Here is a 26,192-nt window from a genome sequence, read left to right on the forward strand (position 1 = left end):
GAGTACGGATGACTGCGCTGCACGACGCCCCCACAGCGCTGGAGCGGCTGGACCGCCAGCCGTACACGTACGTCCGCCGTGAGCTGGTCGAACCCGACTGGCGCCGCTTCCCCGGCTGGGCGCACGTGACCGAGGCGCAGTGGCGCGACGCCCAGTGGCAGCGGGTCAACTGCGTGAAGAACGTGAAGCAGCTCCGCAAGGTCGCGGGCGACCTGCTCACCGACAGGTTCTACGACGACCTCGCCAAGGACGTGGACACCTTCGCGACGATGTCGATGCTGATCCCGCCGCAGATGTTCAACACGATGGCGGTCGACGCCGACCTCTCCCCCGACGCGTTCACCGAGGCGTTCCTCGCCGATCCGGTGCGCCGCTACATGCTCCCGGTCTCCTCCGACCGCGACCCGCGCTGGCCGTCACACCCGCACTCCCAGCGCGACTCGCTGCACGAGGCCGAGATGTGGGTCGTCGAGGGCCTGACCCACCGCTACCCCACCAAGGTGCTGGCCGAGATGGTCTCCACCTGCCCGCAGTACTGCGGCCACTGCACCCGCATGGACCTGGTCGGCAACTCCACCCCGCTGATCGACAAGCACAAGCTCTCGCTCAAGCCGGTCGACCGCCAGGACCAGATGATCGACTACCTGAAGAAGACCCCCGGCGTCCGCGACGTGGTGGTCTCCGGCGGCGACGTGGCCAACGTCCCCTGGCCACAGCTCGAGTCGTTCCTGATGCGCCTGCTCGACATCGAGACCGTCCGCGACATCCGCCTCGCCACCAAGGCCCTGGCCGGCCTGCCCCAGCACTGGCTGCAGCCCCGCGTGGTCGAGGGCCTGGAACGCGTGGCCCGCACCGCATCCCGCCGCGGTGTCAACCTGGCGATCCACACGCACGTCAACCACGCACAGTCCGTGACGCCTCTTGTCGCCGAGGCTGCTCGCACTGCATTGGAGGTCGGTGTGCGGGACGTGCGCAACCAGGGTGTGCTGATGAAGGGCGTGAACGCGACACCGGCCGACCTGCTCGACCTGTGCTTCGCGCTGCAAGGCGAAGCGAACATCCTGCCGTACTACTTCTACATGTGCGACATGATCCCCAACGCCGAGCACTGGCGGGTGGCGGTGTGGGAGGCGCAGGAGCTGCAGCACGCGATCATGGGCTACCTGCCGGGATATGCGACGCCGCGGATCGTCTGCGACGTCCCGTACGTGGGCAAGCGGTGGGTGCACCAGCTCGCCGAATACGACCGTGAGCTGGGCATTTCCTACTGGACCAAGAACTACCGGACCGGGATCGAGCTCGAAGACCCGGAGGCGCTCGACCGCCGCTACCCCTACTACGACCCGATCTCCACGCTCGGCGAGGCTGGCCAGAAGTGGTGGTCGGACCAGACCTGACGGAACACGATGGGGCCGCTTTCTGGACAACTTCCGAAAATGGCCCCATCGCCACAATGATCATCTGGCGATCGTCAGGTCGATGTCCTCCAATGCGCGTTCCAGCTCCCGGCGGTTCTTCGCACCGAGTTTGTTGCGGATGCGGGTGACGTGGTGCTCGACGGTCTTGGCGGAGATGAACAGGGCGTCACCGACCTCGCGGTAGGTGAGCCCGTCGCGCACCAGCGTCGCCACTTCCTGCTCGCGGTCGCTGAGGACCTCGGCACCGGCGCCGCCCTGCGCGCCGTTCGGGCCGTGGAACTGACGGGCGATGTCGAGCAGCTGGGTCATCGTCTTGCGGTCGGTGGTGTGCATGGCCGCGTGCCCGGCCAGCCTCGCCGCGTCCACGCGCATGCCGTGAGCGTGCAGTTCCTGTGCTGCCGCCTCGACTCGGGTGTGGTCCACGTCGCCACGGCCGGCCAGGCTCCAGCACCGCGCGGCGGCGGCGAGTGCACGGGCGAACGGCAGCGCGTCCGCCGCTGTTTCCAGCGTTGCCAGGTGTTCCTCCGCCGCGGTGTGGTCACCGATGAGCAGCGCGGCGTGGAAGGCGTGCCAGCGCGGGAGCACTGACCACAACGGAGGGTTGCCGAGCCCGTCGAGCAGTGACCACGCCTCGTCCAGGTGTGTCTTGATGCGGTGGAACTGACCGATTCGGGCCGCGGCGACGGCGATCTCGGTCAACGGGATCAGGGTGTAGAGGTCGACGGGGTGCACGACGAGTGCCTGCTGGGCCGGTTCCCACGCCGAGCGCACAGCACGGAGATCTCCGGCGCGGCGGCTGATCCCCAGCTCGAGCGCGGCGGCGAACAGGGCTTCCCGCGGTTCTCCGGATGCGGCCGGGTGCACGAGCCGCCGGGCTGCTTCGACGTCACCGCCGAAGAGTTCGGTGCAGGCGAGCAGCAACTCGTGCCTGACCGCGTGCATTCCCCTGCCGTCGTCGGCCTGCACGGCTTTGACGAGCAACGACTTCGCCACGGTCAGCTCGCCCGCGTGAACGCAGATCAGCCCGGCCAGGGCGCTGGGACTGTCCGGCTGCACCGAGGTGCGGGCCCCGGCCTGGTTCACCCCGGCTGTGGCGACCGCGGCGGCGACAGCGGCCATCGGCGGCCCCGTGACGGTGTGGAGCACCACGTCGGCCAGCCGATGCCCGAGGGTGTCGGTCAGAGACCTGGCGGGCTGCGAGCGCGTTCCGAGCTGGACCGTGCGGGCTTCACCGAGCCGGCCTGCGCCGAGCAGACCGGTCACGGCGAAGCCCAGCGCGAGTCCGCTGTCCGAGCGCTGGAGCAGCTCACCCCCGCGGCCGACCTGTCCGCGCAGGGTCAGCGCGGTGGCGGCGATCAGCAACGCGTCGGCATCGGCGTGTCCGAGGTCCACCGCGTCCACAGCGCCGTCGAGGTCACCGCTGAGAGCGAGTGCCCGCGCCACGTGCACGGAGGATCCGGTACCAGCGGCGGTGAACAACCGCGCCGCCAACGCCGGATCGTCGTTGACCACTTCGTGGCCGGCGGCGGAGAACACGCCGAGGAGCTCGGGATCCACCACTCCGAGCTCCAGCAACACCCGCGCGTATCCCGACACCGGTTGTGAGCGCCCTGCCTGGGTGAGGGCGAGCGTGCGCAGCAGGCTCACGCGCTGTTCCACCGGCGCGAGCGCTGTGATCGTGTCGGCGGCGGCGGGCAGCGGCGTTCCGTCGACCTTGAGCAGGCCCGCCGACCTCAACGCTTCGATGGACGCCGACACGGTGGGCAGGTCCAGGGCCAGCACCGTCGCGAGCAGGCCGGGGTCGAAAGGGGCACCGAGGGAGCGGGCCAGCAGCAGATCACCCGCGGCAACGGACAGACCGTCGAAGTGGCGGGCGAACGCGGCGCGCGGATCCGGAGACAGCTCGTCCAGCACGAACCCCGGCGTGCCACCGGTTCGCTCGTGCAGGCGTTCTGCGACTTCGTCACTCACCTCCACGTCCAGCACGCGGGCGGCGAAGGACTTGACGTGGTCGCGGGACAAGGGCTGGAGCCACACTCGGACCGCGGAGCCCGGCAAAGCGCTGATGAGGCGGGCGAGGGCGCGGTTGTCGGGCCACAGGCGATGGGCGATGACGAGCCGGCTGCCGGCGACGGCCTCGCGCAGGAGGCGGTCGGCCTCGTCAGCGCCGAGCGTGTGCCCGTCGTCGACGAGGATCGCCTGCTCGAAGGTGCGCAACAGCGTGGTCTTGCCGCAGCCGGCAGGTCCGGTCAGCACGACGTGGTCCGCGGTGCGCGCGCGTTCGAGCGTTCGGGTGGTCCCGCTGTCGAGCAACAACGGCGTGTCCGACATGGGGGACATGAGCGTGCGAACCTCCTGGTGACCGACTCCTGCACCTGTCCTTCGGTGCATCACCCGTTCAGGTTTGGTCACGGCACGAAGATCGGGAGATACCTCCTATCCCCCTACTCGCAGTGGCAACAATCCCCCTTCCATCCCGACCGATCGGGACCATGCATGTCACCCGATGCGGTGAACCGCAGGTTCTTCGTAGCTTTCTGTGGCACAAGCACAACGACGCACCTGGAGTTCGACGTGGACCTGCCGCAGACGCTGCACGACTTCACCCTCAACCTGCTCAGCGACCCCGACGCCCGGTCGGCCTTCCAGCTCGACCCGCAGGGTTCGCTCGACGCGGCCGGGCTCGGTGACGTGCACCCGGCGGACATCCAGGAGCTGCTGCCGCTGGTGCTCGACTTCGCTCCGGTCACCGATCTGGGCGACTTCGGGTCGACGATCTCCGGCCTGGACCTGGACCAGCAGCTCGACCTGATGAGCACGCTGCAGAACACCGTCGGCCAGCAGCTCGACGACAACACCGTCCTCGGTTCCGTCTCGGGCCTGACCGCCGCCGCACACGGCGTCACCAACGGGTTCGACGTGCTCAGTGACCCGTCCAGCACGCTGGACGTCGTCGGGACGACCACCGTCACGGACGTCACCAAGACCGTCACCGACCTCGAGGTGACCGACACCGTCGGCGACATCAGCAACGGCACCGACGTGCTCGACACCACGCACATCACCGACGTCGTCGGCGACGTCACCAGCACCGCGCACACCGGCGACCTCGGCGTCGGTGACGTGCTCAGCGGCGACATCACCTCCGCGGTCGGCAACGTGACGGACAACGACCTGTCGCTCGACGAGATCGGCAACGTCGGCGACGTCGTGTCCCACGTGGGCGACATCGGCGACGTGACCGGTGTCGGCCACGTCGGCGACATCGGCAAGATCGGCGACCTGTCCGGCGAGCTCGGTGACGTCAACGTGGGTGGCGTGCTCAACGACCTCGACTTGAGCCTCTGACTCGTTCGTCAGACCGCCCCGACCGCGCTCCGGGGCGGCCTGTCCGCGTTCGTCGGGTGAAGTCGACAGACCAGTCCACGGCGGTCCGAGCGCCGAATCCCCGATGTCGGTTCAGGTCACAGGTTTCGGAGGTGAGTCTCTTGACTCCAACGCACTCGTCCCGCTCCAGCCACGACGTGGCATCCCGCCGACCGGTCCAGCTGCTCGCAGCGGTGGTCGGCGCGGTGTTCCTGCTCGTCGGCATCCTCGGCTTCGTCCCCGGCATCACCACGAACTACGACCAGCTCTCCTTCGCCGGTCATCACGCCGGTGCTCTGCTGCTCGGTGTCTTCGCCGTGTCCGTGCTGCACAACCTCGTCCACGCCGCGTTCGGGGTCGCGGGCCTGCTGATGGCCAGGACCTCTCGCTCAGCCGCCGTCTTTCTCGTGGGCGGCGGCGTCATCTACCTCGTGCTCTGGTTGTACGGCCTGGTCATCGACCACGACAGTGCCGCGAACTTCGTTCCGGTGAACACGGCCGACAACTGGCTGCACCTCGGTCTGGGTGTGGGCATGCTCGGTCTCGGAGTGCTCACCGGCCGCAGCAAGTGACCGACTTCGGGTGACCGGGCACGTCCCGGCGATCGGTCGCGCACGACCAGGACGCCACGCCGTCATCTCGGCGATGGCGTCCTCGTCGTGCGCGGTCCTGCTGCACGGCTTCTGAGGATCGCGTTGTCCGCCGTACAGGTTCGGCGGGTCTTCTGCCCGACAGGTCACGCAGTCAGTCGAGAAGCGCGCTCACGTTCGCGCGGTCGGCGCCGAGGTCCACGTAGAGCTGGGCCCATTGCTTGTCGATGTCGGTGGGGGTTTGGTCGTCGCAGAAGGGTTTGCGGCCGTGTGCGGTGTAGTAGCGCAGCAGCGGCAGGGTGTGGTCGGTCCGGCGCAGGGCTTCGTCGGTGTAGCGGGGGCCCGGCGGCTGGGGTTGGTGGCGCAGGCAGGTGAGCTCGGAGCCGTTCTCGTTGTCGAAGACCGGTCCGGGATCGGGGCTGCCGGTGCAGGCGATCAGGACAGTGGCGGAGCACAGCAGCAGAGCCGGAACGCGCATCGCGTCTCCTATTCGAGAAGGGCTCGGGCGGTGAGTCCGAGGCCGACGACGAGGACGAGCCCGGCGGTGAGGGCGGGCAGGGCGGTGAAGCGGTCGCGGAGGCGTTCGACGGCGGCGAGGCGGTCACGCAGGCGGACCAGCAGCAGGCCGACGAGGGTGAGCGTGGTGGCCATGCCCAGGCCGTAGCTCAGGACGAGCAGGACGCCGAACCAGGTGCGGCCCAGTGCGACCGCGCCGAGCAGCACGACCAGCGCCGACGGACTGGGTACCAGGCCTCCGGCCACGCCCATGCCGATCAGACCGCCACGCCCCACACGATGTCCATGTCCGTGTCCGTGCCCGTGCCCGTGCCCGACGGCGACAGGGTGGCGCTGCAGCGCTGAGTGCAGCAGGAACGCCCCGATGGCGGTGACGAGCATGCCGCTGGCGACCCCCAGCACCCTCAGCAGGGACTCCCCCGCCAGCGCGCTGGACGCGCTGATGGCAAGGCCCATCAGCAGCACACCGGCGGTGTGGGTGAGGGTGACGGTGGCGCCGACGGTGACGGCGTCACGGGCGGTGCCGTGGCGGCCGGCCAGGTAGGCGGCGATGACGGTCTTCCCGTGTCCTGGGAGCGCGGCGTGGGAGGCGCCGAGCAGCAGCGACAGCAGCACCGCGAGAACGCCGATGAAAGGCGTGAGGTCCCGTTGGCCGACGAGGTCGGTGAAAGCGCGCGTGGCGGAGGCGAGCAACGTGCCGCCGCCTGGTGCCGCGGAAGTGTCGCCCGCCGCCGTGGCACCGGGTTGAACGCGCAAGCTCACCGCGCGGACGTCCAGCGGGTCGGACAGCAGGTCGTCGGGATAAGCCCGCAACTCGTCACTGGAGCTGGTCGCCGGCACGGGCGGGTCGAGCAGCGCCATGCCGTCGCCGGTGGCGGTCATCTCGTGCCAGCCGACGCGGCCCGGCCGATAGGTGTCGCGCACCTCCACGGTGGCCGCGGCGCCGAGGTTCGCCGGCGCGGTGAGCGCACAGGTGAGACGGGTGGTGGCCAGTCCGGCCTCGCCGGGTGGGAACTCGACCGACGCCGAGCGCAGAGCCACCGCCACGCCCGTGCCTTCCACGTGCACCGCAAGGCCGCGGCGCACTGCCTCGCACTCGCGGTCGGCGTAACCGACGTGGCCGGCGGGCTGTTCCTGCAGGGTAGGGATCTCCGCGAGGTCGATGACCGAGACGAGGTCGACCCGGTCAGGATGAACGGTGATGGCGTGGTGGTGGTTGACGGTGAAGTTGCCCAGCGGGTGCGCATCGGCGGTCGCCGGAGTCATCAGCACGGCCAGCGCCGCGAGAACGAGGACGATCAGCACCTTCACCGCAGGCCGTCCAGCGCGGCGCGGGCGGCCGGGGCGTCCACCGGCGAGAAGTGCGGGTTGATCCGCAGCGCGGTCTCGAGCGCGTCGGCGGCCTCCGCACCACGGCCGAGGGCGCGCAGGATCATGCCCCGGTGGTAGGCGAACGTCGCGTTGCGCCAGCCGGTGGTGGCGGCCTGGTCGGCGTGGCGAAGAGCTTCGGCGTCGCGTCCGGCCAGGTGCAGGGCCCACCCGAGCGCGTCCGCGACCAGCGGGTGCTGCCTGCGGGCCCATTCGCGTTCGGCGGCGGCCAACGCGGCGGCGGGATCACCCGGTCGGCGGCGACGGAGGCAGCCAAGTCGTCGGTGCTGCCCGCGGCGGCGAGCAGCCGCTCCTGCTGGGCGAGCAGGTCGAACTGCCGGGCGGCGTCCTGGGTGCGGCCCGCGGCACGCAGCAGAACGGCGTGTTCGTGCAGGTACTGCGGTGAGGGCACCCGTGCGACGAGGTCGGCGTAGCCGGCGAGCGCGGCGTCGAGGTCACCTCGGGCGGCGGCGGTCTTGGCTCGCCCCTGCAACAGTGCGGGGTCGAGCGGGTCGACCAGCAGACCTTGCTCGTACTGGGCGGAGGCCTCGCCGAGGTCACCGTTGTCGAACGCGAGCTCGCCGAGGTGGTAGCGGCAGAACAGCGTGTCGGTGGGCGTGGAGGAGGCGTCGAGCGCGCGGGTGAGGGCCTGGCGGGCGGAGTCGACCTCGCCGCGTTGCTCGAAGTCGTAGGCGGCACGGGTGAACGAGGGCACGCCGGGTTCGAGGTCGAGCATCCGCTGCACGGCGGCCCGCGCCTCGTCGGCGGCACCGAGCTGGGTGAGGGCGTCGGCGAGCACGCCGTAGACCTCGGCGGTGTCGGGCAGGACGGCACGGGCGCGCTCGGCCTGGTCACGGGCGGCGGCGAAGTCGTGACGGGCGTTGGCCAGTGCGCCGAGACCGAGGTGCGCCGGGCCGTTCGCCTCCGGCCGGTGGCGCAGGGACGTCTCGAGCGCACCCTGGGCCTTGCCGTAGAAGGCCGGGTCGCCGGTGATCCGGGCCTGCTCGACGTAGGCCGAGCCGAGCAACGCCCACGTGTCGGCGTCACCGGGCACCCGCCGCAGCCGGTCCTGGGCGGCGGTGACGGTGCGCTGCACGTCGCTGCGCACCACAGCGGCGCCCTGACCGGGAGGGCCGGGATCGTCATCGCGGCTGAGCGCGGTCGCGGTCGTGGCGAGCAGCGCGACGCCGGCGGTGATGGCCAGCACTGCGGTGGTCTTGCGGCGGTTCATGGCGCGCTCCGTGGGTTGCTGCCGAGTCAGGTCGCGGGACCGTGCCGGGGGACGGGCGAAGCGTTCGTCCCCCGGCACGGTGTCATGCGGTCGCGGGGACCGCGGTCCGCAGCGGACGGCGGCTCAGCAGCCACACGCCCGAGCCGATCAGCAACGCCGCGAGCACGGCGTTGAGGACCATCCCGTCCGGCAGACCGCCACCGCCGCCACCGGCCGCGGGTGCCACCGCACCCGCCGCGCCGGAGTTGACCGCGCTGTTGTTCGGCAGCGCCACGTACGGGAACGAGGTGCCGAACGCCTTGTCGTTGGCGTCGACCTTGTCCCCGGCCGCGAGGGCGGGCACGATGCCGCTCACCGCGGCGCCTTCCAGCGCCTGCACGCCGATGTCGAGCACGTCATCGGCGAGCCGGCGCCCGTTGGGGAAGCCCTGCAGGTCACCGCCGAGCACGCCCAGCCGGTTCGGCGACGCCGCCGGCGGCACGGAGGTGTTGAGCCGCAGCTGCTCCGACGGGGTGAACCGCTTCGGGTTGACGTCGGCGTTGTTGAGCTGCGAGTTCAAGTCCGCCTTGATCGGCCCGCCGAGCTTGGTGGTGATGCCGGTCAGGAAGATCTCCACCAGGTCGTTGCGCGGCGTGGCGGGGGCGGGGATGCCGTAGATCGCCTGGATCAGCCTGGGCACCTCCGGGTCGGTGACCCGGTTGACCAGCTCGGGCACCTTGCCGTCCTGGTCGGGCGTCAGCGCGTTGAACCTGTCCTTCAGGCCCGCCGGGACGACGACCTCGTTGACCAGCGGGTTGCCCAGGCGCGAGACCTGCACGAACGGACCGACGGCCCGCGACTCCCCCGGACTGAGGATCATCGACTGCCGCTCGGTGTCGCTCCACACCCCGATGACCGGATTGCGGGTCGCATCGCCCTTGAGCGCCAGCTGCGACTTGGGAACCTGCAACGCGATGGTGTTGACGTTGTAGCCGCCCAGGGTGTCTTGCCCGACCTCGGACAGGTTCCCGCCGTAGAGCAGGTCGAACACCCGCAGGTCCAGGAAGAACGCATCATCGGACTGGCCGACGAAGCTCTTGCCACCACCGGGCACGTCGGTGATCGCCTGAGTGCGCAACGCGCCGTAGTCCGGCATCGACGCCGGGCCGGTGTTGGACGGCGCGACCTTGCCCGAGCGGACCAGCTTGCGATCACGCCCGTCGCGGTCGATCAGTTCCAGCGTGTAGGTCTGCCGGAACAGCAGGTTCTCGTCGTCCAGTGAGGTGACCGGGCCGTTGTTGTACAGGAACGTCGACTTGCCTCGGCGGTCCTCGGTGCGGAAGGTCCACCGGTAGGTCAGGTCCGCCTTGGCATCGCCGTCGTTGTCGATGTTGATGTCGTAGCGGGCGTCGGTCGCCCACGGGTAGAAGTTCGGCCCGCCGTGCGGCTCCTGGAACGGCGACCAGCTCGCCACCAACGTGACCGTGTCCGGCTTGTCCGGGCTGACGAACGCGTAGACGTCGGTGTTGTCCACCGCGGGATCACCCGCGATCAACGGCGCCTCGCGGTGACTCGACGCACCGGCAGGGCCGGACCCGCCGATCAGACCTGCCGCGAGCACCGTGCTCCCGACCGCTATCAGACTTACCGCCGCGCGTCGTCGACGACGCGCGGGAGGGGGTGCTGACATGCTCCATCCCTTCGGATCGACGTCCGTCCGGAGCGAAACCCGCCACGCGGACAGGACGACGCTGGTTCGGCACCAAAGCTCTGAAGGCTTGCCGGGTTCACTCGAATGCCCTCTTGCACACTGCTGGCAACAACTTTGGCAGCCGCTGACGCCGGCAGGGCACGTTCGACTCCGGCTGATCCCGATCCCTTGCAGACAGGTGTGATGACTTCGGACCGACCGCCGCGGATCTCGAATCCGCTGCGGTCAGTCCGTGTTGCGCAGCTGGGTCAGCGAGCGAACGCGAGACCGACGACGTCGCCGCCGGCGCCACCGACGACCGTGGCGCGCCCGCTGCTCAGGTCGACCTTGACCAGGAGCGTCCCGCCCAGCAGCGAGAAGCCGGGCTGCACCGCGGCCATGGCGTGCTGGCGTCCGTTCACGGTGGCGATGTCGAAGCCGTTGGTCCGGTCGATGTCGAGGCCGAGCTTGCCGACGGTGAACAGCTGTCCGGTGTTCGGGGACACGACCGGGGTGACGCCGGCGGCCGTGCCCTGGGTGACGAGGGTGTCGGTGCGGCTGTCGAGGTCGTAGAGCGTGGTGGACGTCGCGCCGGCCACGCTGTTGGTGTACCCGGCTCCGGAGACCTGGGGCGTGCTGCCCGCGCGGTCTGCGGGGGCGTAGGCGAGCGGGGTGTCGACCGCGGCCACGGCGCCGGTGTCCGGGTGCAGGCGCAGGTTCTGGCCGCTGGTGGTGACCAGCCGGATGCGGTCGACGGCCGGGTTGAAGTCGATGCCGACCGCCGTCCCCGTGATCGCGGCAGGGGCCCCCACCGCGGTCGCCGTGCCCGTGCGCGGATCGAGGACGTAGAGCTGGCCCGAGGCGGCGATCGCGTACAACGCGCCGGTGGCGGGCCGCACGTCCATGCCGATGAGCCGGTCGCGGCCTTTGAGGCCGGTGACCCGGACGCGGTGCTGCGACAGCAGTGGGGACGACCAGCTCCTGGTGCTCAGGACGCCGTCGGAGGTGAGCAGGTGGACGCGGCGCTGGTCGGCCGCCGAGGCGGGTGTGGCGCCGAGGGCGGTCATGAGCAGTGCTGCCGCGCCTACGAGTGCGGTCGTGCGAGCGATACGCATGTTCTCTCCCGGTACTTGGTCGTGCAACGCAGGTGTGTACGACCGAACCGGCCCTTGTGTTGAACCCTGGACGAAATCCGCCCATCCGCCGTATCGCCGGTCTCGAACCTCATGCAGGACCGGCGATCGCGAACAGTCACGCTGCACAGCAGAGTCCACTCGGGACTCCAGGCGCTACGGCTCACCATGGAGCAGATGGGAGTCATCGGGACGTGTGAAGGCCAATCCGCTCGCCGGTCGGCTTCGAAGACGAGGCGTGAAACCGGGAGGAACGCGTGCGATCGACCCGCACCTGCTGACCGGTGCGCATGCACTCGGCGCACTGCTCGACGCCGAGCGAGCCAAGTTCGAGGCACACCTGGGCCGGTGCCAGGGGTGTGCGGACGAGGTGGCTGAACTGACTGAGACCGCGGCCCGCTTGGGCAGCGCCGTCGATCACGTGGTTCCAGGCGATCTCCGGCCACACGTGCTGGACGCGGTACGGCGTGCACGGCAGGTGTCACCGACCTTCGAGCTCGGCACGTTCTTCTCACGACGGCAGGGTTTCCAGCGCGCTGCGGCGCTCATCTCCGCTGCCTGCCTGACCGCCGCGGTGGTGGCCGGTGCGCACAGCGCGCTGACCACCTCGAAGATCACCGCCGTGGCCGCGAGCCCGCGCACTCAGATCGGCGACCTGATGGCAGCGCCGGACCTGCGGCTCGTCACCGCTGGAAACCCCGCAGGCACCGCAGCCATCTCCCTCAGCCGCAACGAGATGCTCTTCTTGGTGGACGACCTGCGCACATTGCCACGCGACCGCGTTTACCAGCTTTGGCTTGTGCACGACCACGGTCCACGATCAGCCGGGGTCCTGCGTCCGGCAGGTGAGGCGATGTCGCTGCTGGTCACCGGGATTGACGAAGTCGGCGAGATCATCCTGACCGTCGAGCCCGCGGGCGGATCATCGAGCCCGACGGGCACGCCGGTCCTCGCCATCACCCTCGTCTGACCCGGAGGAGTTCAACGCCGTGATCGTGGCCGTTTTCAGCCAACCGGCGAACCGCGCCGTGTTCCTGTCCTCCGACGCGTCCGTCCACATCAGACGTCACGACGAGAATACGTGAAGGAACTCCGGGAACCGCCTGCACAGCGCGGTTCCCGGAGTCGCGGTACTGCTGCCCTGGAGATGTCAGGCGGGCATCAGCACCGAGTCGATGAGGTAGACGGTCGCGTTCGCGGTCTTCACGCCACCGCAGACCACGTTGGCGTCGTTGACCTTCAGCGCGTTGCCCGAACCGGTCACCTTCACGGTGCCGGTCTGCACGGTCTTCTGGTCGCCGGCGATCTTGTCAGGCGTGATCTGGCCGGGAACCACGTGGTAGGTCAGGATCTTGGTCAGCAGCGCGTCGTCGGTCTTGAGCTTCTCGATCGTCGCGGCGTCGATCTTGGCGAACGCGGAGTCGACCGGCGCGAACACCGTGAACTCGGCACCGTTGAGCGTCGAGACCAGGTTCACCTTCGGGTTGAGCTTGCCCGACACGGCACTGACCAGCGTCGTGAGCAGCGGGTTGTTGCTCGCCGCGACGGCCACCGGGTCAGCCGCCATGCCCGAGACGGAACCGGCGCCGGACGGGACCTGCTTGGCGTAGTCGGCACAGCCGGGACCCACCAGGTTCGCGGCCGGGTCGGCCATCGCCTGCGACGACGGCGCCATCGAGGTCGCCGAGGTGGGAGCGGTCGAGGAGCTGCTGCTCGCCATGTCGCCCGAGCCGCACGCCGCGCCGAACACTGCGAGCGAAACGGCGCCGGCGGCGAGGACGGTGTTGCGGACGGTCTTGTTCATGACAGGACATCTCCAAGGGGTGTTCGGGCGGTTGCTGCTCGTGATTCGCCACCCCAGGACGACCGGATGGGTGTGGTTACCGACCTGTTACCAACAGGTCCGCCAATCGCTCGCGAGCAGCGCAAACGACACGCACTTGCGATCCGACGCCCACAGTCACTTCTCCGCACGGCAATCCGCGATGCGCACAGCCACGAACCACAGACATCTCGCACTTCCGTCAATCCAAGTAGGCCCCCATGTTGACCCTCGCACTGATCGGTCTGATCGGCGGCCTGGTCACCGGCATCTCGCCGTGCATCCTCCCCGTCCTTCCCGTCATCTTCTTCTCCGGCGGCACACAGAGCGCCCGCACCACACCTGCAGGGGGCGGGGTGGCGGTGGCGGTCAAACCGGCCTCGCGCACCCGGCCGTTCCTCGTCATCGCCGGACTCGTCGTCAGCTTCAGCCTGGTCACGCTGTTCGGGTCACTTCTGCTGTCGGTGCTGAACCTGCCGCAGGACGTTCTGCGCTGGGGCGGCATCATCGTGCTCGCGCTGATCGGCATCGGGCTGATCGTGCCGCGCTTCGAACAGCTGCTGGAAAAGCCTTTCACGTGGATCCCGCAACGCAATCCGGACGCGAGTCGCGGCGGGTTCACCCTCGGCCTGGCCTTGGGCGCGGTGTACGTCCCCTGCGCCGGTCCGGTCCTCGCCGCCATCACCGTCGCGGGCTCCACCGGCAGGATCGGCACCGAGACCGTCATCCTCACCCTCACCTTCGCCGTCGGCGCGGCGATTCCGCTGCTGATCTTCGCCCTCGCCGGCCGCCGGGTCGCCGAACGCGTGCAGGCCTTCCGCAAGCGCCAGCGCGGCATCCGCATCACCGCGGGCATCGTGATGATCGCGCTCGCGCTGGGACTGGTGTTCAACCTGCCCCAACTGCTGCAGCGCGTGATCCCGGACTACACCAGCTCCTTGCAGGACAAGGTGAACAACTCCGAGCAGGTCCGCAAGGCCCTCAACCTCGGAGGGCTGGTCAACGACCAGAACAAGGACCTCGACAAGTGCTCCGACGGTGCACCCGACCTGGAGAGCTGCGGCACCGCACCGGACATCACCGACATCCAGCAGTGGCTCAACACGCCCGGCGGCCAGGCACTCGACCTGCAGTCGTTGCGCGGCAAAGTCGTCATGATCGACTTCTGGGCCTACTCCTGCATCAACTGCCAGCGCTCCATCCCGCACATCACCGCATGGGACAAGGCCTACCGGGACGCGGGCCTCCAGGTCATCGGCGTCCACTCCCCCGAGTACGCCTTCGAGAAGGAACCCGACAACGTCGAGGCCGCCGCGAAGAACTTCGGCATCACCTACCCGGTCGCCCTGGACAACAGCCTCGGCACCTGGACCAACTACCGCAACCGCTACTGGCCGGCCCACTACCTCGTCGACGCCCAGGGCACCGTCCGGCACATCAAGTTCGGCGAAGGCGACTACGACGTCACCGAAAAGCTGATCCGGCAACTGCTCACCGACGCCAAGCCCGGCGTGCGACTCCCGGCAGCCACCGAGTTGGCCGACGACACCCCGGTTGTCGCCGACATCACCCGCGAGACCTACCTCGGCTCGACGAAACGCGTGAACTTCGCTGGCACCGAGCTCTACACCACCGGCGAGAAGTCGTTCCAGTTCCCGGACAACCAGGGCACCGACAGCTTCGCGCTCGCCGGCCAGTGGACGCTCACGAGCCAGAACATCACGCCCACCGGCGGTTTCGGGCAGATCAAGCTCAACTACCGCGCCAAAGAAGTCCGGATGGTCCTGTCCGGCAAGGGCACCGTCACCGTCGAGAACGACGGGAAGACCAAGACCATCGAGGTCGACGGCACTCCCAACTCCTACCAGCTCCTGGCCGCACAACAGATCGAGGGCGGCTCGCTCACCGCGACCGTCGGCCCTGGAGTCCAGGCCTTCTCCTTCACCTTCGGATGATCAGGGACCACACCGTGCAACTCACCGACGTGACCACGAACTCCTTCGACAGCACAGTTCTCGGCGCCGACAAGCCCGTGCTGGTCGACTTCTGGGCGCCCTGGTGCGGCCCCTGCAAGGCGCTGAGCCCGGTCGTCACCGCCATCGCAGAAGAACACCAAGACACGATCTCCGTCGTCAAGGTCGACATCGACGCCCACCCCGAGATCGCCGTCCGCTACCAGGTGCTCAGCATCCCCACGCTCATCCTGTTCTCCGGCGGTGACCCGGTCGCCACCCTCACCGCACCACGCAAGCGCGCCGACATCCTCAAGGCCCTCTCCTCCTGGCTCTGAACACCAGCAGAGACGACGCGGCCCCGACAGCCACCAGGCCGTCGGGGCCGCGTCGTGTCGCCGAGCACGTCACCGCCGCCCGGCGACGGTCGGCGACGACGAAGCAGCGCGCAGAGCTGGGATCACCGCCGAACCGATCTACATGTCGGTCTTCGTCCTGTACTCCTGCGGCTTGCGGAACCACGTTTGAAGACGCGGCCGCCCAGTCGCGGATGGTCGTGTGTGTTGGTCGGTCGCTCTGGATGCTGCGATCCCCCGATCGGCTTGAAACGTTTCTGAGTCGATTTCACGGGTACTGCTGTCTGGTCGGTGAGCAGTCGTGAGGAGAAGCCGTATGCCCGCAAGGACGACCGCGCGGGCGGAGGAGGTGCCGCAGTCATCATGAAAGCACTGACATGGCAGGGCAATGAGAAGGTGCAGGTCGTCGACGTACCGGATCCGCGCATCGAGCAACCGACCGACGCGGTCATCAGGGTCACCTCGACCGCTATCTGCGGATCGGACCTGCATCTGTACGGGGTGCTCGGTCCCTACCTCAAACCGGGTGACGTGCTGGGCCACGAGGCGATGGGCGTGGTCGAGGAGGTGGGTGCCGAGGCAAGTGGCCACCTCAAGGTGGGCGACCGCGTCGTGGTGCCGTTCAACATCTCCTGCGGTCACTGCTGGATGTGCGAGCGAGACCTGTTCGCGCAGTGCGAGACGACGCAGGTGCGCGATGAGGGCAAGGGCGCGAGCTTGTTCGGCTACACCTCTCTCTACGGTTCGGTGCCCGGCGGCCAAGCCGAGTACCTGCGCGTGCCGCAGGCCCAGTTCGGGCCCATCGTCGTCCCGGACGGCACGCCCGACGAGCAGTTCCTGTTCCTGTCCGACATCCTGCCGACCGCGTGGCAGGCCGTCCGCTACGCCGACGTGCCACCCGGCGGCACCGTAGCCGTGCTCGGGCTCGGCCCGGTCGGGCAGTTCGCCGTCCGGATCGCCCGGCACCTCGGCGCCGGTCGCGTCATCGCCGTGGACCGGGTGCCCGAACGTCTCGCGCTCGCTGAACGGCACGGTGCGGAACCCGTCGACCTCGACGGCCTCGGTGGCTCCGACGTGGCCGCCGCGTTGATCAGGATGGTGGACGGCCGCGGTCCCGACGCCACCATCGACGCTGTCGGCATGGAGGCCCACGGCGGAGGTCTCACCGCTCTCGCGCAGAAGGCCACCGGGTTGCTGCCCGACGCGATCGCACAGAAGGTGACGGACAAGATGGCCGTCGACCGCCTCGAGGCCTTGCACGCCGCCTTGAAGGGAGTGCGGCGTGGCGGCACGGTGTCGGTGTCCGGTGTGTACGGAGGCGAGGTGGACGCCATGCCGATGATGGAGATGTTCGACCGCGGCATCCAGTTGCGGATGGGGCAGGCGCACGTGCGCCGGTGGACCGACGACATCCTGCCGCTCGTGCTCGATCCGGCCGACCCGCTGGGCACCCTGGACCTGACCACGCACCGTCTTCCGCTCGCCGACGCCGCCCGCGGGTACGAGATGTTCCGCTCCAAGAGCGACGGCTGCATCAAGGTGGTGCTGAGCCCGTGATCGGGCGCGTTGTGCTCGTGGTCGGGGGCAGCAGCGGGATCGGCCTCGCCTCGGCGAAAGCATTCGCCTGCCGCGGAGACGACGTCGTGCTGGCCTCCCGCAGTCGCGAGGCACTCGACGCCGCGCAGAAGGCATGCCGCGAAGCAGGAAGTGGTGCGGTGGACGTCATCGTCGACGACATCGCCGATCCCGCGGGAGCCGGCCGGGTCGTCGCGAGAACCCTGGATCTGCACGGCCGCGTCGACGTCGTCGTGCACACCGCGACGGTGATGGGGTACGGCGCCGTGGAGACGATGCCCGCGGAGGTGTTCACCGAGGTCGTCGACACCGCGATCCACGGCACGCTGCACTTGGCTCAGGCGGTGCTGCCGGTGATGCGCCGACAGCACCGCGGTGTCTTCATCGGGGTGAACTCGCTGCTCGGCTCGATCACTGTTCCGCAGATGGGTGCCTACTCGACCGCGAAGTGGGGACAGCGTGCGATTTTGCGGACGTTGCAACAGGAAACCCGTGACGAACGTGGGGTGCAGGTGTGCATCGTGAGTCCCGGCAGCATCAACACCCCGGTGTACGACCAGGCGGCCAACTACACGGGTCGCGCGGCGCGGCCGCCGGTTCCGGTGCTCAGTCCTGATCGGGTCGCCGCAGCGATCGTCCGCTTGGCCGATCGGCCGCGACGGCACGTTTCCGTGCCGGTGGGCCCGGCGAATCCGGGCATCATCACGGGGTTCCGGTGCCTGCCAAGCCTGTACGACCGGCTTGTCGGGCCGCTGTTCCGGCTCGCGGCGCTGACGAGCAAGACGATGCCGCCCACCCCGGGCAATGTGTTCAAGCCGTTCGCGGCAGGGGAAGGCACGTATGGGCGGTGGCCGGTCAAGCGGTGATGCTGATCAGCAGTACCACGTCCAGCAATGCGATCGCGACGGCCGTCTATCCCGCCGAGGCGATCGAAGCGCACCGGGCGTGTGCGCGAGCATTCGAATCGCCTTACGTCCATGAGCATGCTTGCGTTAGGTGTTCATTACTGCGGCCCGACCCGGCGCAACAATCGCGGTTGGAGGAGATCCGCGACAATCTGGAGGCCCGTATTATTGAGGCCAAGCGCGAAGGATGGCTCGGAGAAGTTGAAGGGCTGCAAGTCAGCCTGGCCGGCGCGAAGGACAAGCTCGCCCAGATCGACGCCGCGCTCCAACGCCCCACCGGCGCGGTCGCGCTCGACATGCCCGCCTTCACCTCACTCGCAGGTCGAACAACATCCACATCACCGCAGGGCTGACGACACATAACGCACTGGCATGCCGGACGGGGGCGGACACTTCACTCGTGCCGTCGCCCTCTACCCGTCAGCAGACTCCACTCATCCACTGCCGTGACAGGGTCGTCTGCTGCGGCCACCATCTCGACGTACAGGGGCGTCGCCGCGACTCGGAGCCTGCCTTCCTTCGTATAGCCCAAGACCACGCACCGCAACCGCCGACCCACCTCAGGCCACGGCTCGCCCGGCTTGTCCGTGATGTACGAGCTGTCCACGAATCCGTGCTCGCCGTCCTCGGATTCGACCAGAAGCCCGTACTGCGCATGGCCGACCACCGAGCAGTGAACGACGTCGTACCTGTGCCGCGCTTGTGGCTCCATCTGACCTCCCGCAACATCGTTACATGCCGCCGACAGCTCGTTCTGCCGGTCTCGGACGGCCAGCGGTCGTCGTTTTGCGCAACCAGCAACGCCCTCCAGGCGCAAGGACGCGAACCACTCCGGCCATCGGATCCTCCCTTGAGCGCGGTGTGGGTTGGTCGACAGGGAGATCGTGGCGGCGGTTGGCGAGCCTCGCACGCCAGAAGCGGCGGTGAGCTCGGTCAGTCTGCGTTCGGTGGCGTCGTGCTCGGTGGACTGCTGACGTCGCAAGGCCAACGCCGGGGTGATCACGGCGCCGATGGCCAGCCTCGTACGTATCGCGTCGAGGCGTTCCTGCGCGGTGCCGGGGGCCAGCACCTTGATCGGCACCGCAACCGCCGTGCTGATCAGCACCGGCACGACGATCACCAGGACCGGCCGCTACCGACTTGCTCCGCCACGTGGTCCAGTGTCTGACCACCAGCGGCGATGGCCGGTCAGAGGCCTCAACGATCTGCGGTTCATCGCCTGAAATCGGAGCGGACCACCTCACCTTGGCTATCGGATGGTCCGGCTCCTCGCATCCGCGATCAGTCGGCGACAGTGGCCTCGAACGGCAGGATCGCCCGCCCAAGGTCACCCGTCGACTCGTAGGCGGCAGCGTCAGCTTCTACCCCGCCGCCCGAACGTACTCTTCTGCCGAGTTGCGGACGGTCACCGGTATTCCGATGCGGAAGACGAGTTCGAGATGGCGGATCAGGCCAGGACGATGCGCTCGATGATGTCTTCGAATGGCATGCTGCCCGGATGCGACAGATCACCGTGCTGGGCAGTTGTGGCGCATTCCCCGAGCCTGGGCGAGCATGCAGCGGGTTTCTGGTGGACTGGGACGGATACCGCCTGGTGCTCGATCTCGGCTACGCCACGCTGCCTCGTCTGCTGGCCCGCTGCCCGGATGGCGCGGTGGACGCTGTGGTCATCACCCACGAGCATCCCGATCACTGCATCGACCTGCACGGCCTGTTCCGCATCCGTCTCTACGGCGGTCCACGCGAGCCGAAGATGCCGCTGTACTGCCCGCCCGGTGTTCTCGACCGGCTCAGCGGCCTGGAGCCGGATGTGGACCTGCGCGCGGTCTTCGAGGTGCACCCCCTGCCCGGCGCCCATCAGGTCGGCCCGTTCGTCCTGACCGGTGTGCCGCTGCCGCATTACGTGCCCAACGCCGGCGTCCGGCTGCAGGCCAACGGGATGACCCTCGCCTACACCGGAGACACTGGTCCCGACCCGTTGCTGGCCGAACTCGGCCGCGACGCCGACCTGTTCATCGTCGAGGCCACCGATCGGGACGGCGAGGTCAGCCGACCGGTGCGCAACCTGATGACCTCGGCTGAGGCGGGTCGATGGGCCCAGCTCGCTGGCGCGCGCCGGCTGCTGCTCACCCATTTCTGGCCGGGCAACGATCGGGCGGCCTCAGTGGCGGCAGCGCGGGTCGAGTTCGGTGGCGATGTCCTGGCAGCGGAGGAAGATCTCGTTGTCCCCCTCACCATCGACTGAACACCGACCTCGGTCGACAGCACTTCTCCCAACCTCCGCTCGTTCAGTTCGCCACGAGCGGGGCTTCAGCTCAACCAGAACATCCGCACATGCCGCAAGGCGTGCGGTCAGCGGCGTGGGATTGAGCCGATTGGCCGGTGCGATCCGGACAGCGATTGAGCTGTTCGTGTGACCTCGGACCAGTGTCCGCGCCGCGGTGCATCTCGCGTGACACCAGTCGCCTCTTTGCAGTGACACCTGACGTTGTGACTTCGAGGGGGAGTCGATGGGTTCACGTCTGCGTTCAGTACGGAGAGTTCTGGCCGGCTTGTTGTCGGCCATCAGTCTGACCACCGTGCCGGCTGTCGCCGTAGCGGCACCCCGAGTGCCCGACGCGGCGACGCCGAGCTCGGCGAGTGCGTCCCTCAGCCCGCAGGCGGCGGCGCTGTCCGCGGATCCGAACACTGCGGCAGAACGGTTCTGGACCCCGGAGCGGATCGCAGCGGCCAAGCCTGCGGACCGGGGTGTCACGCTTGACCAGGTGCGCCGCACTGCGCAAACCTCTTTGCTGGGCAAGGTCTCGGTCGGCGGACAAGCCCCCAGCTCTGCGGCCGCGGGCAAGGTCACGACGCTCGCGGGCGGGACCGGGACGTCGTGGCCGCGCCGGCACGACTGGGTCTCGATGACCAACGGCAAGGTGCTCTACGAGGACAACGGCCTGTGGCACTGCTCCGGTGTCGTCGTGACCACCGAGGCGCGCAACACCGTGTTCACCGCCGGCCACTGCGTGCATGGCGGCAAGGGCGGCGGCTGGCACGACCGGAACTGGACGTTCATCCCGGACTACTACTACAACGACCGGCCGGCGGGCACGTGGACGGCGCGACAGTTGTGGGCGCTCAACGGCTGGATCAACGACAGCAACAACTCCTATGACATCGGTGCGGCCGTCATGCACCCGCGCAACGGCCAGAAGCTGATGGACGTCACCGGCAGCCAGGGCATCCGGATCAACGGGCCCTCCACGCCGTCGGTGTGGCATTTCGGGTTCCCGTTGAACTCGCCGTTCGACGGCGAGGACCTGATCAACTGCGATGGCCCGACCTCGCTGCGGTTCGGGTTCTTCGGGGACCTCAAGATGGCGTGCACCATGCAGGGCGGCGCGAGCGGTGGCGCGTGGCTGGCGGACTTCAATCAGAACTGGGGCTACACGGTCAGCGTGAACAGCTACCACGTCGGTGATGACCTGACCCAGATCTACGGTCCATACTTCGGTGACGGCGCGAAGAACCTCTACGACACGGTGAGGAACCTCGGGTGAGAAACGGCACGGCTCGTCTGCTCGCGGCCGGGCTGGTCGCGCTGGCGACCGTGCCAGCCGGGTGTTCCCGCGGCGGGAACGGCGGCGGATCGGAGATCCGCGTCGTTCCCGCTCACAGCCTGGTGCTGGAACGTGCTCCGCGGCCAACAGACCGGGAACTGGTGCTGCGTATCGCTTTCACCAGGCTGTCCAGCGGGCTGGAACCCGTTGAGCGCATCGAAGTGCAGCAGCGCACGGATGAGATCGGCATCCGCGTTTCGGTGCGCGAACGGATACCCGGCAGCGACGAAGTCGTGCCCAACGACGCCTTCACCCGCACTGAGACCATTCAGCTGGACCAGCCGATCGGCACAGCCACCGTGGTCGACCTCAACCAGGACCCATCGCGTCCGATCAAGCCACTCGGCGGCGGATGAGCAACCGCAGAACGGTAGCCGGCGACCGCGCCTCGGTGGTCTGGGAGCCGTCCTACCCGTTCGGCACGGAAGGCCGACTCGGGCGGGTCACAGCGCCAGCGCCTCGTCGAGGTCCTCCTGCGTGCACCAGCCGATGGCGTCGTCCGGGTCGAGCTGCGTGACCTCGCAGAGGACGGCGGGAGGGTCCATCCGCCGCCATGTGCGGCCCCCGCTGAAGCGGGGGTAGATGACGAGATACCTGCCATAGTCCCGGAAGCCCCTCACACCGACGACCGCCCACACGCCGTCGGGCGCCGTCGGGTTCTTCTTGAGGTGCTGCTCGGTGACGCCGTACACCGGCTCACGGCAAGTGCCCGCCGCCTCATTGTCGGTGCGGTGGCACACGTAGTCCGCGTTGTTGTCCAGCAACCGCTTTACCTCGTGCGGCAGCAGATGCTTGGCGTTGACGCGGCGCCGTCCGCCGCCAGGACCCGTCGGGGTGGTCGGGGCCGGCGTGGTCGGGGTCGCGAACCAGCTCGACAACCAGGTGGTGACGCCTCCGGCGAACACCATCGGCCTGCTGGCGTTGACCCACGACCGGAACTCGTCGAACGCGTACGGAGGGAGCACCGGGAACTGCTGGCGGATCAGCACAATCGGCTGGTACCGGCGCGCCGTGAGCCACACGCTGTCGAACACGGTCCGGCGCACTGCGAGGCGGCTCGCGGCCGGGATGAGGGCGGTCATGCCTCGCTCCAACCGGGCTTGGCCATCGCGGCGAAGGCCTCGTCGACATCGGCGGCGACCCACGCCGCCAGGTCGTCCTTGCTGACGCCTTTCAGGTCGGGGTCAGCGGCGAGCGCGGCCTCGAGGTCCTTCTCCAGGTTGGCGAGCACCGCCTTGGTGAACTCCGTCTTCGACGGCAGCGCGGCACGGAACGCCTCGCGCTCCTTGGTCTCCGCGGCGGTCGACTGCTTGACTGGATTTGCCTTGGTGGCCTCGACCTTCGCGGTCGTGGCCACCGGTTCCTTCAGCTCCATCGGGCATCCCTCGGTCGGCGGACGGAGTGTCAACCGACAGTCGTCCCGGCAGTCGACGTCGTTACCCGGCTGAGGGGATCCCACCCGTTCAGCTCAGGTGGTGCACGGATGACGCCGCGGTGCCGACCGCCCCGAAGTGGACCATCACCGACCTGGTCGCGCACGTGGGCCAGACCCAGCACGGGGTCGCGGAGATCGTCGAGCGGCGCATCACCGACTCTCACACAGCTTCGGTCGAACGGTCTCGCGGGCGGTGCCAAGCGAACGTTCGCGGCGGCAACGTCCGCTTCTGCCGCTGATTCGTGTGCCGAGCCGAGCGTCGAGGTAGATGTAGTCGTCGACGGCAATGCAGTGGCCCGCGTCCTCCAGTTGAGCATGCCGGAACGGTCCTCGATGGACCTGAACACCCGCGACGGCCTGCGAGGGTCTTGTTTCGCAGGGCAGTGCGGCCTCGGTGTGATAGTCGCCGACGCCGCTGAGGGCGATGACGCTCACCGGGCTGGACCGACGAAGTGGACCTCGGGGAACTGTGGCGATGGGCTGTCGAGCAACGGTTGGGGGTGGCCCCGCAGGTGCAGGTCGACGAACGCGGCCACGTACGTGCGCATGATCTCGACGACCCGCGTGCCGGGCAACTGCTCGGCGGGCAGGCCCAGCCACTCGCCGATGACCGACACGTCGCTGAGCGAGGAGTGTCCCGTGTCCGGCACGTGCAGCCAGCGCCGCCAGCCGGTCAGGTGCGGCCACGTCTGGTCCCAGTCCGGGCGCCGCCCAGGGCTTCGGTCTTCCGCACTCACCATGAGAAATGGGCGCGACAGGTCTTGTGCGAGTGCGGGCTGGAACGAGCCGTCCAGGTTCAACCCGGCGTTCACACGCGAGTCCGCGAGCATCGTCCTGGCGGCGGCCGCTCCACCTAGCGAATGGCCCGCGACCGCGATCCTGTGCGGGTCGATGAGGCCGCGGTACTTGGCGAGCACGCGGTCGAGCACGAAGGAGATGTCCGAGGCCCGGCTGGCGGTGATCAACGCGCCGCTCGTCCCTCCGACGCACACCACGCACTCGGCGACGCGGCCGTCGGGGAAGGTGACCGCCGCCCCCTCGTAGGTGTGGTCGACGCCGACCACGACGTACCCACGGCTGGCCAGGTCCTCGGCCAGCGTCGTCAGCGTCCAGCGCGGGAACGCGAGACCCGGTGACAGCACGACGAGCGGCAGCCGGTCACGTGGGCGCAGCGGTGGCGCCCCGGCCCGTGCATGGGTGCGGACCTTGGTCAGCGCGTCCGAAGGCACGCCGGTGATCCCGTACAGGTTCAGCAGCAGCCGGGACTCCTCGGCGGTGGCGTACGGCACGCGGTCGCCGCGTGCCGCAGCGGCTGGGTACCACACCGAGACCATCAGCTCGCGTGGCCCGGTCGGCACCCACGGGTCCGCTCGGTCCTCGTCGACGAGGTGGAGCTGAGTCCAGCCGATCGGGTGCCCACCTGTCGGCGCGGGCAACACCAACTCCCGCGAGGAGGCGCTGGCCGGTGCGACGAGCGCTGTGGCCGCCACCAGACCGGCGATCAGTGTCATGTACTTGCGCACCACTTGTTGTCTCCTTGACGGATCAGGCGTCGCGGCCGGTGAACGAGGTCCAGGCGACGGCCAGGATGATCGCGACGAACGCTGCGAAGACACCGCCGGACAGCCAGCGGCCGAAGAACTCGGCGTCGACTTCTCCGCCGAGGTGGACCAGTTGCTGACCGGCGGTGAACGGGAGGAACTTGACGGCTGGTGCCAGCCAGTGGAGCACCGAGACGTAGGACAGGCTGAGGATCAGTTGCTCGACGACCAGTGGGACGACCAGGACCACGGCCAGCGCCGTGGGCACGCCGCGGCACAGTTGCGCCAAGGCCGCGCCCAGAACCGTCCACAACAGAACGAGGACGAAATGTCCCGGTATCGCCGCGTTGAGTGGCCAGTCGGTCAGGCCTGGGACCTCGCCCCAGATGAACGACGCAGTGGTGATGGTGGCGATCAGGGATACGGCCGTGACGACCAGTGCGGTGACGAGCAGGACAACGACCTTGGCGGTCAGCAGTGTCGAGCGGTGCGGCACGGTGGTCAGGGTCGGCTGGATCGTGCCGTAGCGGTACTCGTGGCCGGTTGCGAGAATGCCGATGATCGCGAGAAAGACCGCGACGAGCGGCACTGGCGAGTTGGGTCCTCCCCCGGTCACGACGACGCCGACGACCTGGCTGTTCAGCGGTTCGTTCCGGGTGAGGAGAGCGACCGCGAGCGCGACAGCGATGTTGAGGAACACAGCCGAGGCGATGAGCCAGTAGGTGGAGCGGAGGGTTCGGATCCGCACCCATTCGAAACGCAGCGCGTCGCTCACGCGGCACCTCCGGTGAGCTGGTGTGCCACGTACTCCTCAGCAGCCGCGGTGGCGGTGATGAAAGCCGTCTCCAGCGAGGCGGTCTGAGTGGTCAGCTCCCGCACCATGATGTTGTTGTGGAAAGCCAGTTCGCCAACCGCGTCCACGTCCACACCGGATACCCGGAGCACGTCGCCAGGACGGGCCTCGACGGCGACTCCGTCGACTTCGCGCAACACGGCCGCGAGCCGGTCGGCTTGCGAGCTGCGGACCAGGACCGTCGACTGGGTGAACTGGCGGACGAAGCCCTGGACATCGCCGTTGTAGATCATCGTGCCGCGGCCGATGACCACGAGCTCGTCGGCCATCAGCGACATCTCCGACAGCAGGTGACTGGAGACGAAGATGGTGCGGCCCTCGGCGGCCAGCGAGGAGAGCACGTCGCGCAGCCAGTGGATGCCGTGCGGATCCAGGCCGTTGGCCGGCTCGTCGAGGATGAGCGTCGGCGGGTCGCCCAGCAAGGCTTGGGCCAGTCCGAGTCGTTGCGCCATGCCGAGCGAGAAGTCCTTGGGCTTCTTGCGCTTCACCTCGGCCAGGCCGACGAACTCGAGCACCTCGTCGGCCCGAGCCGCGCGAATACCACTGCCCGCGGCAAGCATTCGCAGGTGATCACGCGCCGACCGGGTCGGGTGGAACGCCTTGGCTTCGAGCACCGCGCCGATCTCACGCATGGGGTGCCGGATGGCGCTGAAGCGGCGACCGTCGAACAGGGTTTCGCCGCCGCCGTGATCGAGATCGAGCATGAGCCGCATGGTGGTCGACTTACCTGCTCCGTTCGGGCCGAGGAAGCCCGTCACCATGCCGGGACGCACCTCGAAGGACAGATCGTCCACAGCGACCTTGTCGCCGTAACTCTTGTGCAGTGCCTTGGCCGTGATCACGGCGTCCACGTTAGG

Annotated in this window: 28 protein-coding genes; 13 read left to right on the plus strand and 15 right to left on the minus strand. The window is 68.8% G+C overall.

Annotated elements, in window-relative coordinates:
- Positions 1 to 8: 8 nt before the first annotated feature.
- Complete coding sequence (locus tag BBK82_RS41165) at positions 9 to 1,397, plus strand: KamA family radical SAM protein (RefSeq protein ID WP_065919760.1); 1,389 nt, start codon at positions 9 to 11, stop codon at positions 1,395 to 1,397.
- A gap of 60 nt (positions 1,398 to 1,457) precedes the next feature.
- Here BBK82_RS41165 and BBK82_RS41170 read toward each other — a convergent pair whose 3' ends face one another.
- Positions 1,458 to 3,758: a helix-turn-helix domain-containing protein gene (locus BBK82_RS41170; RefSeq protein WP_154697798.1), complete on the minus strand. Its 2,301-nt coding sequence runs from the start codon at positions 3,756 to 3,758 to the stop codon at positions 1,458 to 1,460.
- A gap of 234 nt (positions 3,759 to 3,992) precedes the next feature.
- On the opposite strand from BBK82_RS41170, the gene BBK82_RS41175 reads away from it, so the two are divergent.
- Together BBK82_RS41175 and BBK82_RS41180 are read left to right on the plus strand one after the other, a co-directional pair.
- The gene (locus BBK82_RS41175; RefSeq protein ID WP_154697799.1) at positions 3,993 to 4,766 is read left to right on the plus strand and encodes an IniB N-terminal domain-containing protein; all 774 of its coding nucleotides are present in this window, start codon (positions 3,993 to 3,995) and stop codon (positions 4,764 to 4,766) included.
- A gap of 140 nt (positions 4,767 to 4,906) precedes the next feature.
- Entirely contained in the window at positions 4,907 to 5,356 is a 450-nt protein-coding gene (locus BBK82_RS41180) for a DUF4383 domain-containing protein (RefSeq protein ID WP_237047858.1), read from the plus strand.
- Positions 5,357 to 5,528: 172 nt separating this feature from the next.
- Here the strand turns inward: BBK82_RS41180 and BBK82_RS41185 are convergent, their stop codons facing one another.
- The 6 genes from BBK82_RS41185 to BBK82_RS41205 all read right to left on the minus strand — a co-directional run bounded on the left by BBK82_RS41185 (position 5,529) and on the right by BBK82_RS41205 (position 11,273).
- Positions 5,529 to 5,852: a hypothetical protein gene (locus BBK82_RS41185; RefSeq protein ID WP_065919764.1), complete on the minus strand. Its 324-nt coding sequence runs from the start codon at positions 5,850 to 5,852 to the stop codon at positions 5,529 to 5,531.
- 8 nt (positions 5,853 to 5,860) lie between these two features.
- The gene (locus BBK82_RS41190) at positions 5,861 to 7,201 is read right to left on the minus strand and encodes a High-affinity nickel-transporter (RefSeq protein ID WP_237047859.1); all 1,341 of its coding nucleotides are present in this window, start codon (positions 7,199 to 7,201) and stop codon (positions 5,861 to 5,863) included.
- Positions 7,198 to 7,326, minus strand: a complete 129-nt coding sequence (locus BBK82_RS55935; protein ID WP_218920498.1) for a hypothetical protein — start codon at positions 7,324 to 7,326, stop codon at positions 7,198 to 7,200. Before BBK82_RS55935 ends, BBK82_RS41190 begins: the two co-directional genes overlap by 4 nt.
- Positions 7,323 to 8,489: a tetratricopeptide repeat protein gene (locus tag BBK82_RS41195; protein WP_218920499.1), complete on the minus strand. Its 1,167-nt coding sequence runs from the start codon at positions 8,487 to 8,489 to the stop codon at positions 7,323 to 7,325. Before BBK82_RS41195 ends, BBK82_RS55935 begins: the two co-directional genes overlap by 4 nt.
- A gap of 82 nt (positions 8,490 to 8,571) precedes the next feature.
- A complete protein-coding gene (locus BBK82_RS41200; protein ID WP_237047860.1) occupies positions 8,572 to 10,089 on the minus strand; it encodes a DUF4331 domain-containing protein in 1,518 nt (505 codons plus the stop codon).
- A 338-nt stretch (positions 10,090 to 10,427) separates the two neighbouring features.
- Positions 10,428 to 11,273, minus strand: coding sequence for a DUF4394 domain-containing protein (locus tag BBK82_RS41205; protein WP_154697800.1), 846 nt, complete (start codon positions 11,271 to 11,273; stop codon positions 10,428 to 10,430).
- Between the two features lie 256 nt (positions 11,274 to 11,529).
- Here BBK82_RS41205 and BBK82_RS49395 point away from each other — a divergent pair, with 256 nt between their 5' ends.
- Positions 11,530 to 12,261 carry an anti-sigma factor gene (locus tag BBK82_RS49395; RefSeq protein ID WP_170068048.1) on the plus strand — a complete coding sequence of 244 codons (732 nt, stop codon included), beginning with the start codon at positions 11,530 to 11,532 and terminating at the stop codon, positions 12,259 to 12,261.
- Positions 12,262 to 12,441: 180 nt separating this feature from the next.
- Here BBK82_RS49395 and BBK82_RS41215 read toward each other — a convergent pair whose 3' ends face one another.
- Positions 12,442 to 13,095 (minus strand): fasciclin domain-containing protein, encoded by a 654-nt coding sequence (locus BBK82_RS41215; RefSeq protein WP_065918235.1) that lies wholly within the window; start codon positions 13,093 to 13,095, stop codon positions 12,442 to 12,444.
- A 239-nt stretch (positions 13,096 to 13,334) separates the two neighbouring features.
- Here BBK82_RS41215 and BBK82_RS41220 point away from each other — a divergent pair, with 239 nt between their 5' ends.
- The 5 genes from BBK82_RS41220 to BBK82_RS53295 all read left to right on the plus strand — a co-directional run bounded on the left by BBK82_RS41220 (position 13,335) and on the right by BBK82_RS53295 (position 18,254).
- Complete coding sequence (locus BBK82_RS41220) at positions 13,335 to 15,068, plus strand: cytochrome c biogenesis protein DipZ (RefSeq protein ID WP_065919766.1); 1,734 nt, start codon at positions 13,335 to 13,337, stop codon at positions 15,066 to 15,068.
- 14 nt (positions 15,069 to 15,082) lie between these two features.
- Positions 15,083 to 15,403, plus strand: coding sequence for a thioredoxin (gene trxA / locus BBK82_RS41225; RefSeq protein WP_237047861.1), 321 nt, complete (start codon positions 15,083 to 15,085; stop codon positions 15,401 to 15,403).
- 381 nt (positions 15,404 to 15,784) lie between these two features.
- Entirely contained in the window at positions 15,785 to 16,978 is a 1,194-nt protein-coding gene (locus tag BBK82_RS41230) for a zinc-dependent alcohol dehydrogenase (protein WP_065919768.1), read from the plus strand.
- Entirely contained in the window at positions 16,975 to 17,862 is an 888-nt protein-coding gene (locus BBK82_RS41235) for an SDR family NAD(P)-dependent oxidoreductase (protein ID WP_083268546.1), read from the plus strand. The genes BBK82_RS41230 and BBK82_RS41235 overlap by 4 nt, the downstream gene beginning before the upstream one ends.
- Positions 17,859 to 18,254 carry a hypothetical protein gene (locus BBK82_RS53295; RefSeq protein ID WP_218920500.1) on the plus strand — a complete coding sequence of 132 codons (396 nt, stop codon included), beginning with the start codon at positions 17,859 to 17,861 and terminating at the stop codon, positions 18,252 to 18,254. Before BBK82_RS41235 ends, BBK82_RS53295 begins: the two co-directional genes overlap by 4 nt.
- 41 nt (positions 18,255 to 18,295) lie before the next feature.
- Here BBK82_RS53295 and BBK82_RS41240 read toward each other — a convergent pair whose 3' ends face one another.
- On the minus strand, positions 18,296 to 19,012 hold the full coding sequence (locus tag BBK82_RS41240; protein WP_154697802.1) for a S1 domain-containing protein: 717 nt from the start codon (positions 19,010 to 19,012) through the stop codon (positions 18,296 to 18,298).
- Between the two features lie 387 nt (positions 19,013 to 19,399).
- Here BBK82_RS41240 and BBK82_RS41245 point away from each other — a divergent pair, with 387 nt between their 5' ends.
- From BBK82_RS41245 to BBK82_RS41255, 3 genes are all read left to right on the plus strand, one after another.
- The gene (locus BBK82_RS41245; RefSeq protein WP_065919770.1) at positions 19,400 to 20,146 is read left to right on the plus strand and encodes an MBL fold metallo-hydrolase; all 747 of its coding nucleotides are present in this window, start codon (positions 19,400 to 19,402) and stop codon (positions 20,144 to 20,146) included.
- Positions 20,147 to 20,480: 334 nt separating this feature from the next.
- Complete coding sequence (locus BBK82_RS41250) at positions 20,481 to 21,446, plus strand: trypsin-like serine peptidase (protein ID WP_154697803.1); 966 nt, start codon at positions 20,481 to 20,483, stop codon at positions 21,444 to 21,446.
- Positions 21,443 to 21,862: a hypothetical protein gene (locus BBK82_RS41255; RefSeq protein WP_065919772.1), complete on the plus strand. Its 420-nt coding sequence runs from the start codon at positions 21,443 to 21,445 to the stop codon at positions 21,860 to 21,862. Before BBK82_RS41250 ends, BBK82_RS41255 begins: the two co-directional genes overlap by 4 nt.
- Positions 21,863 to 21,949: 87 nt before the next feature.
- On the opposite strand, the gene BBK82_RS41260 is transcribed toward BBK82_RS41255, so the two are convergent.
- On the minus strand, positions 21,950 to 22,588 hold the full coding sequence (locus BBK82_RS41260) for a hypothetical protein (protein ID WP_154697804.1): 639 nt from the start codon (positions 22,586 to 22,588) through the stop codon (positions 21,950 to 21,952).
- Entirely contained in the window at positions 22,585 to 22,881 is a 297-nt protein-coding gene (locus BBK82_RS41265) for a hypothetical protein (RefSeq protein WP_065919774.1), read from the minus strand. Before BBK82_RS41265 ends, BBK82_RS41260 begins: the two co-directional genes overlap by 4 nt.
- Before the next feature lie 26 nt (positions 22,882 to 22,907).
- Here BBK82_RS41265 and BBK82_RS56520 point away from each other — a divergent pair, with 26 nt between their 5' ends.
- A complete protein-coding gene (locus tag BBK82_RS56520; protein WP_071812783.1) occupies positions 22,908 to 23,180 on the plus strand; it encodes a maleylpyruvate isomerase N-terminal domain-containing protein in 273 nt (90 codons plus the stop codon).
- Here the strand turns inward: BBK82_RS56520 and BBK82_RS52100 are convergent.
- From BBK82_RS52100 to BBK82_RS41285, 4 genes are all read right to left on the minus strand, one after another.
- Positions 23,092 to 23,376, minus strand: coding sequence for a hypothetical protein (locus tag BBK82_RS52100; RefSeq protein WP_170067844.1), 285 nt, complete (start codon positions 23,374 to 23,376; stop codon positions 23,092 to 23,094). The two genes, BBK82_RS56520 and BBK82_RS52100, sit on opposite strands and share 89 nt — an antisense overlap.
- Positions 23,373 to 24,467 carry an alpha/beta hydrolase family protein gene (locus BBK82_RS41275; protein ID WP_237047862.1) on the minus strand — a complete coding sequence of 365 codons (1,095 nt, stop codon included), beginning with the start codon at positions 24,465 to 24,467 and terminating at the stop codon, positions 23,373 to 23,375. Before BBK82_RS41275 ends, BBK82_RS52100 begins: the two co-directional genes overlap by 4 nt.
- Positions 24,468 to 24,486: 19 nt before the next feature.
- The gene (locus BBK82_RS41280; RefSeq protein WP_154697805.1) at positions 24,487 to 25,071 is read right to left on the minus strand and encodes a hypothetical protein; all 585 of its coding nucleotides are present in this window, start codon (positions 25,069 to 25,071) and stop codon (positions 24,487 to 24,489) included.
- Between the two features lie 182 nt (positions 25,072 to 25,253).
- A complete protein-coding gene (locus BBK82_RS41285) occupies positions 25,254 to 26,177 on the minus strand; it encodes an ATP-binding cassette domain-containing protein (RefSeq protein ID WP_065921781.1) in 924 nt (307 codons plus the stop codon).
- Between the last annotated feature and the right edge of the window lie 15 nt (positions 26,178 to 26,192).

The organism is Lentzea guizhouensis, from assembly GCF_001701025.1.
In the GTDB taxonomy this organism is placed as follows: Bacteria; Actinomycetota; Actinomycetes; order Mycobacteriales; family Pseudonocardiaceae; genus Lentzea; species Lentzea guizhouensis.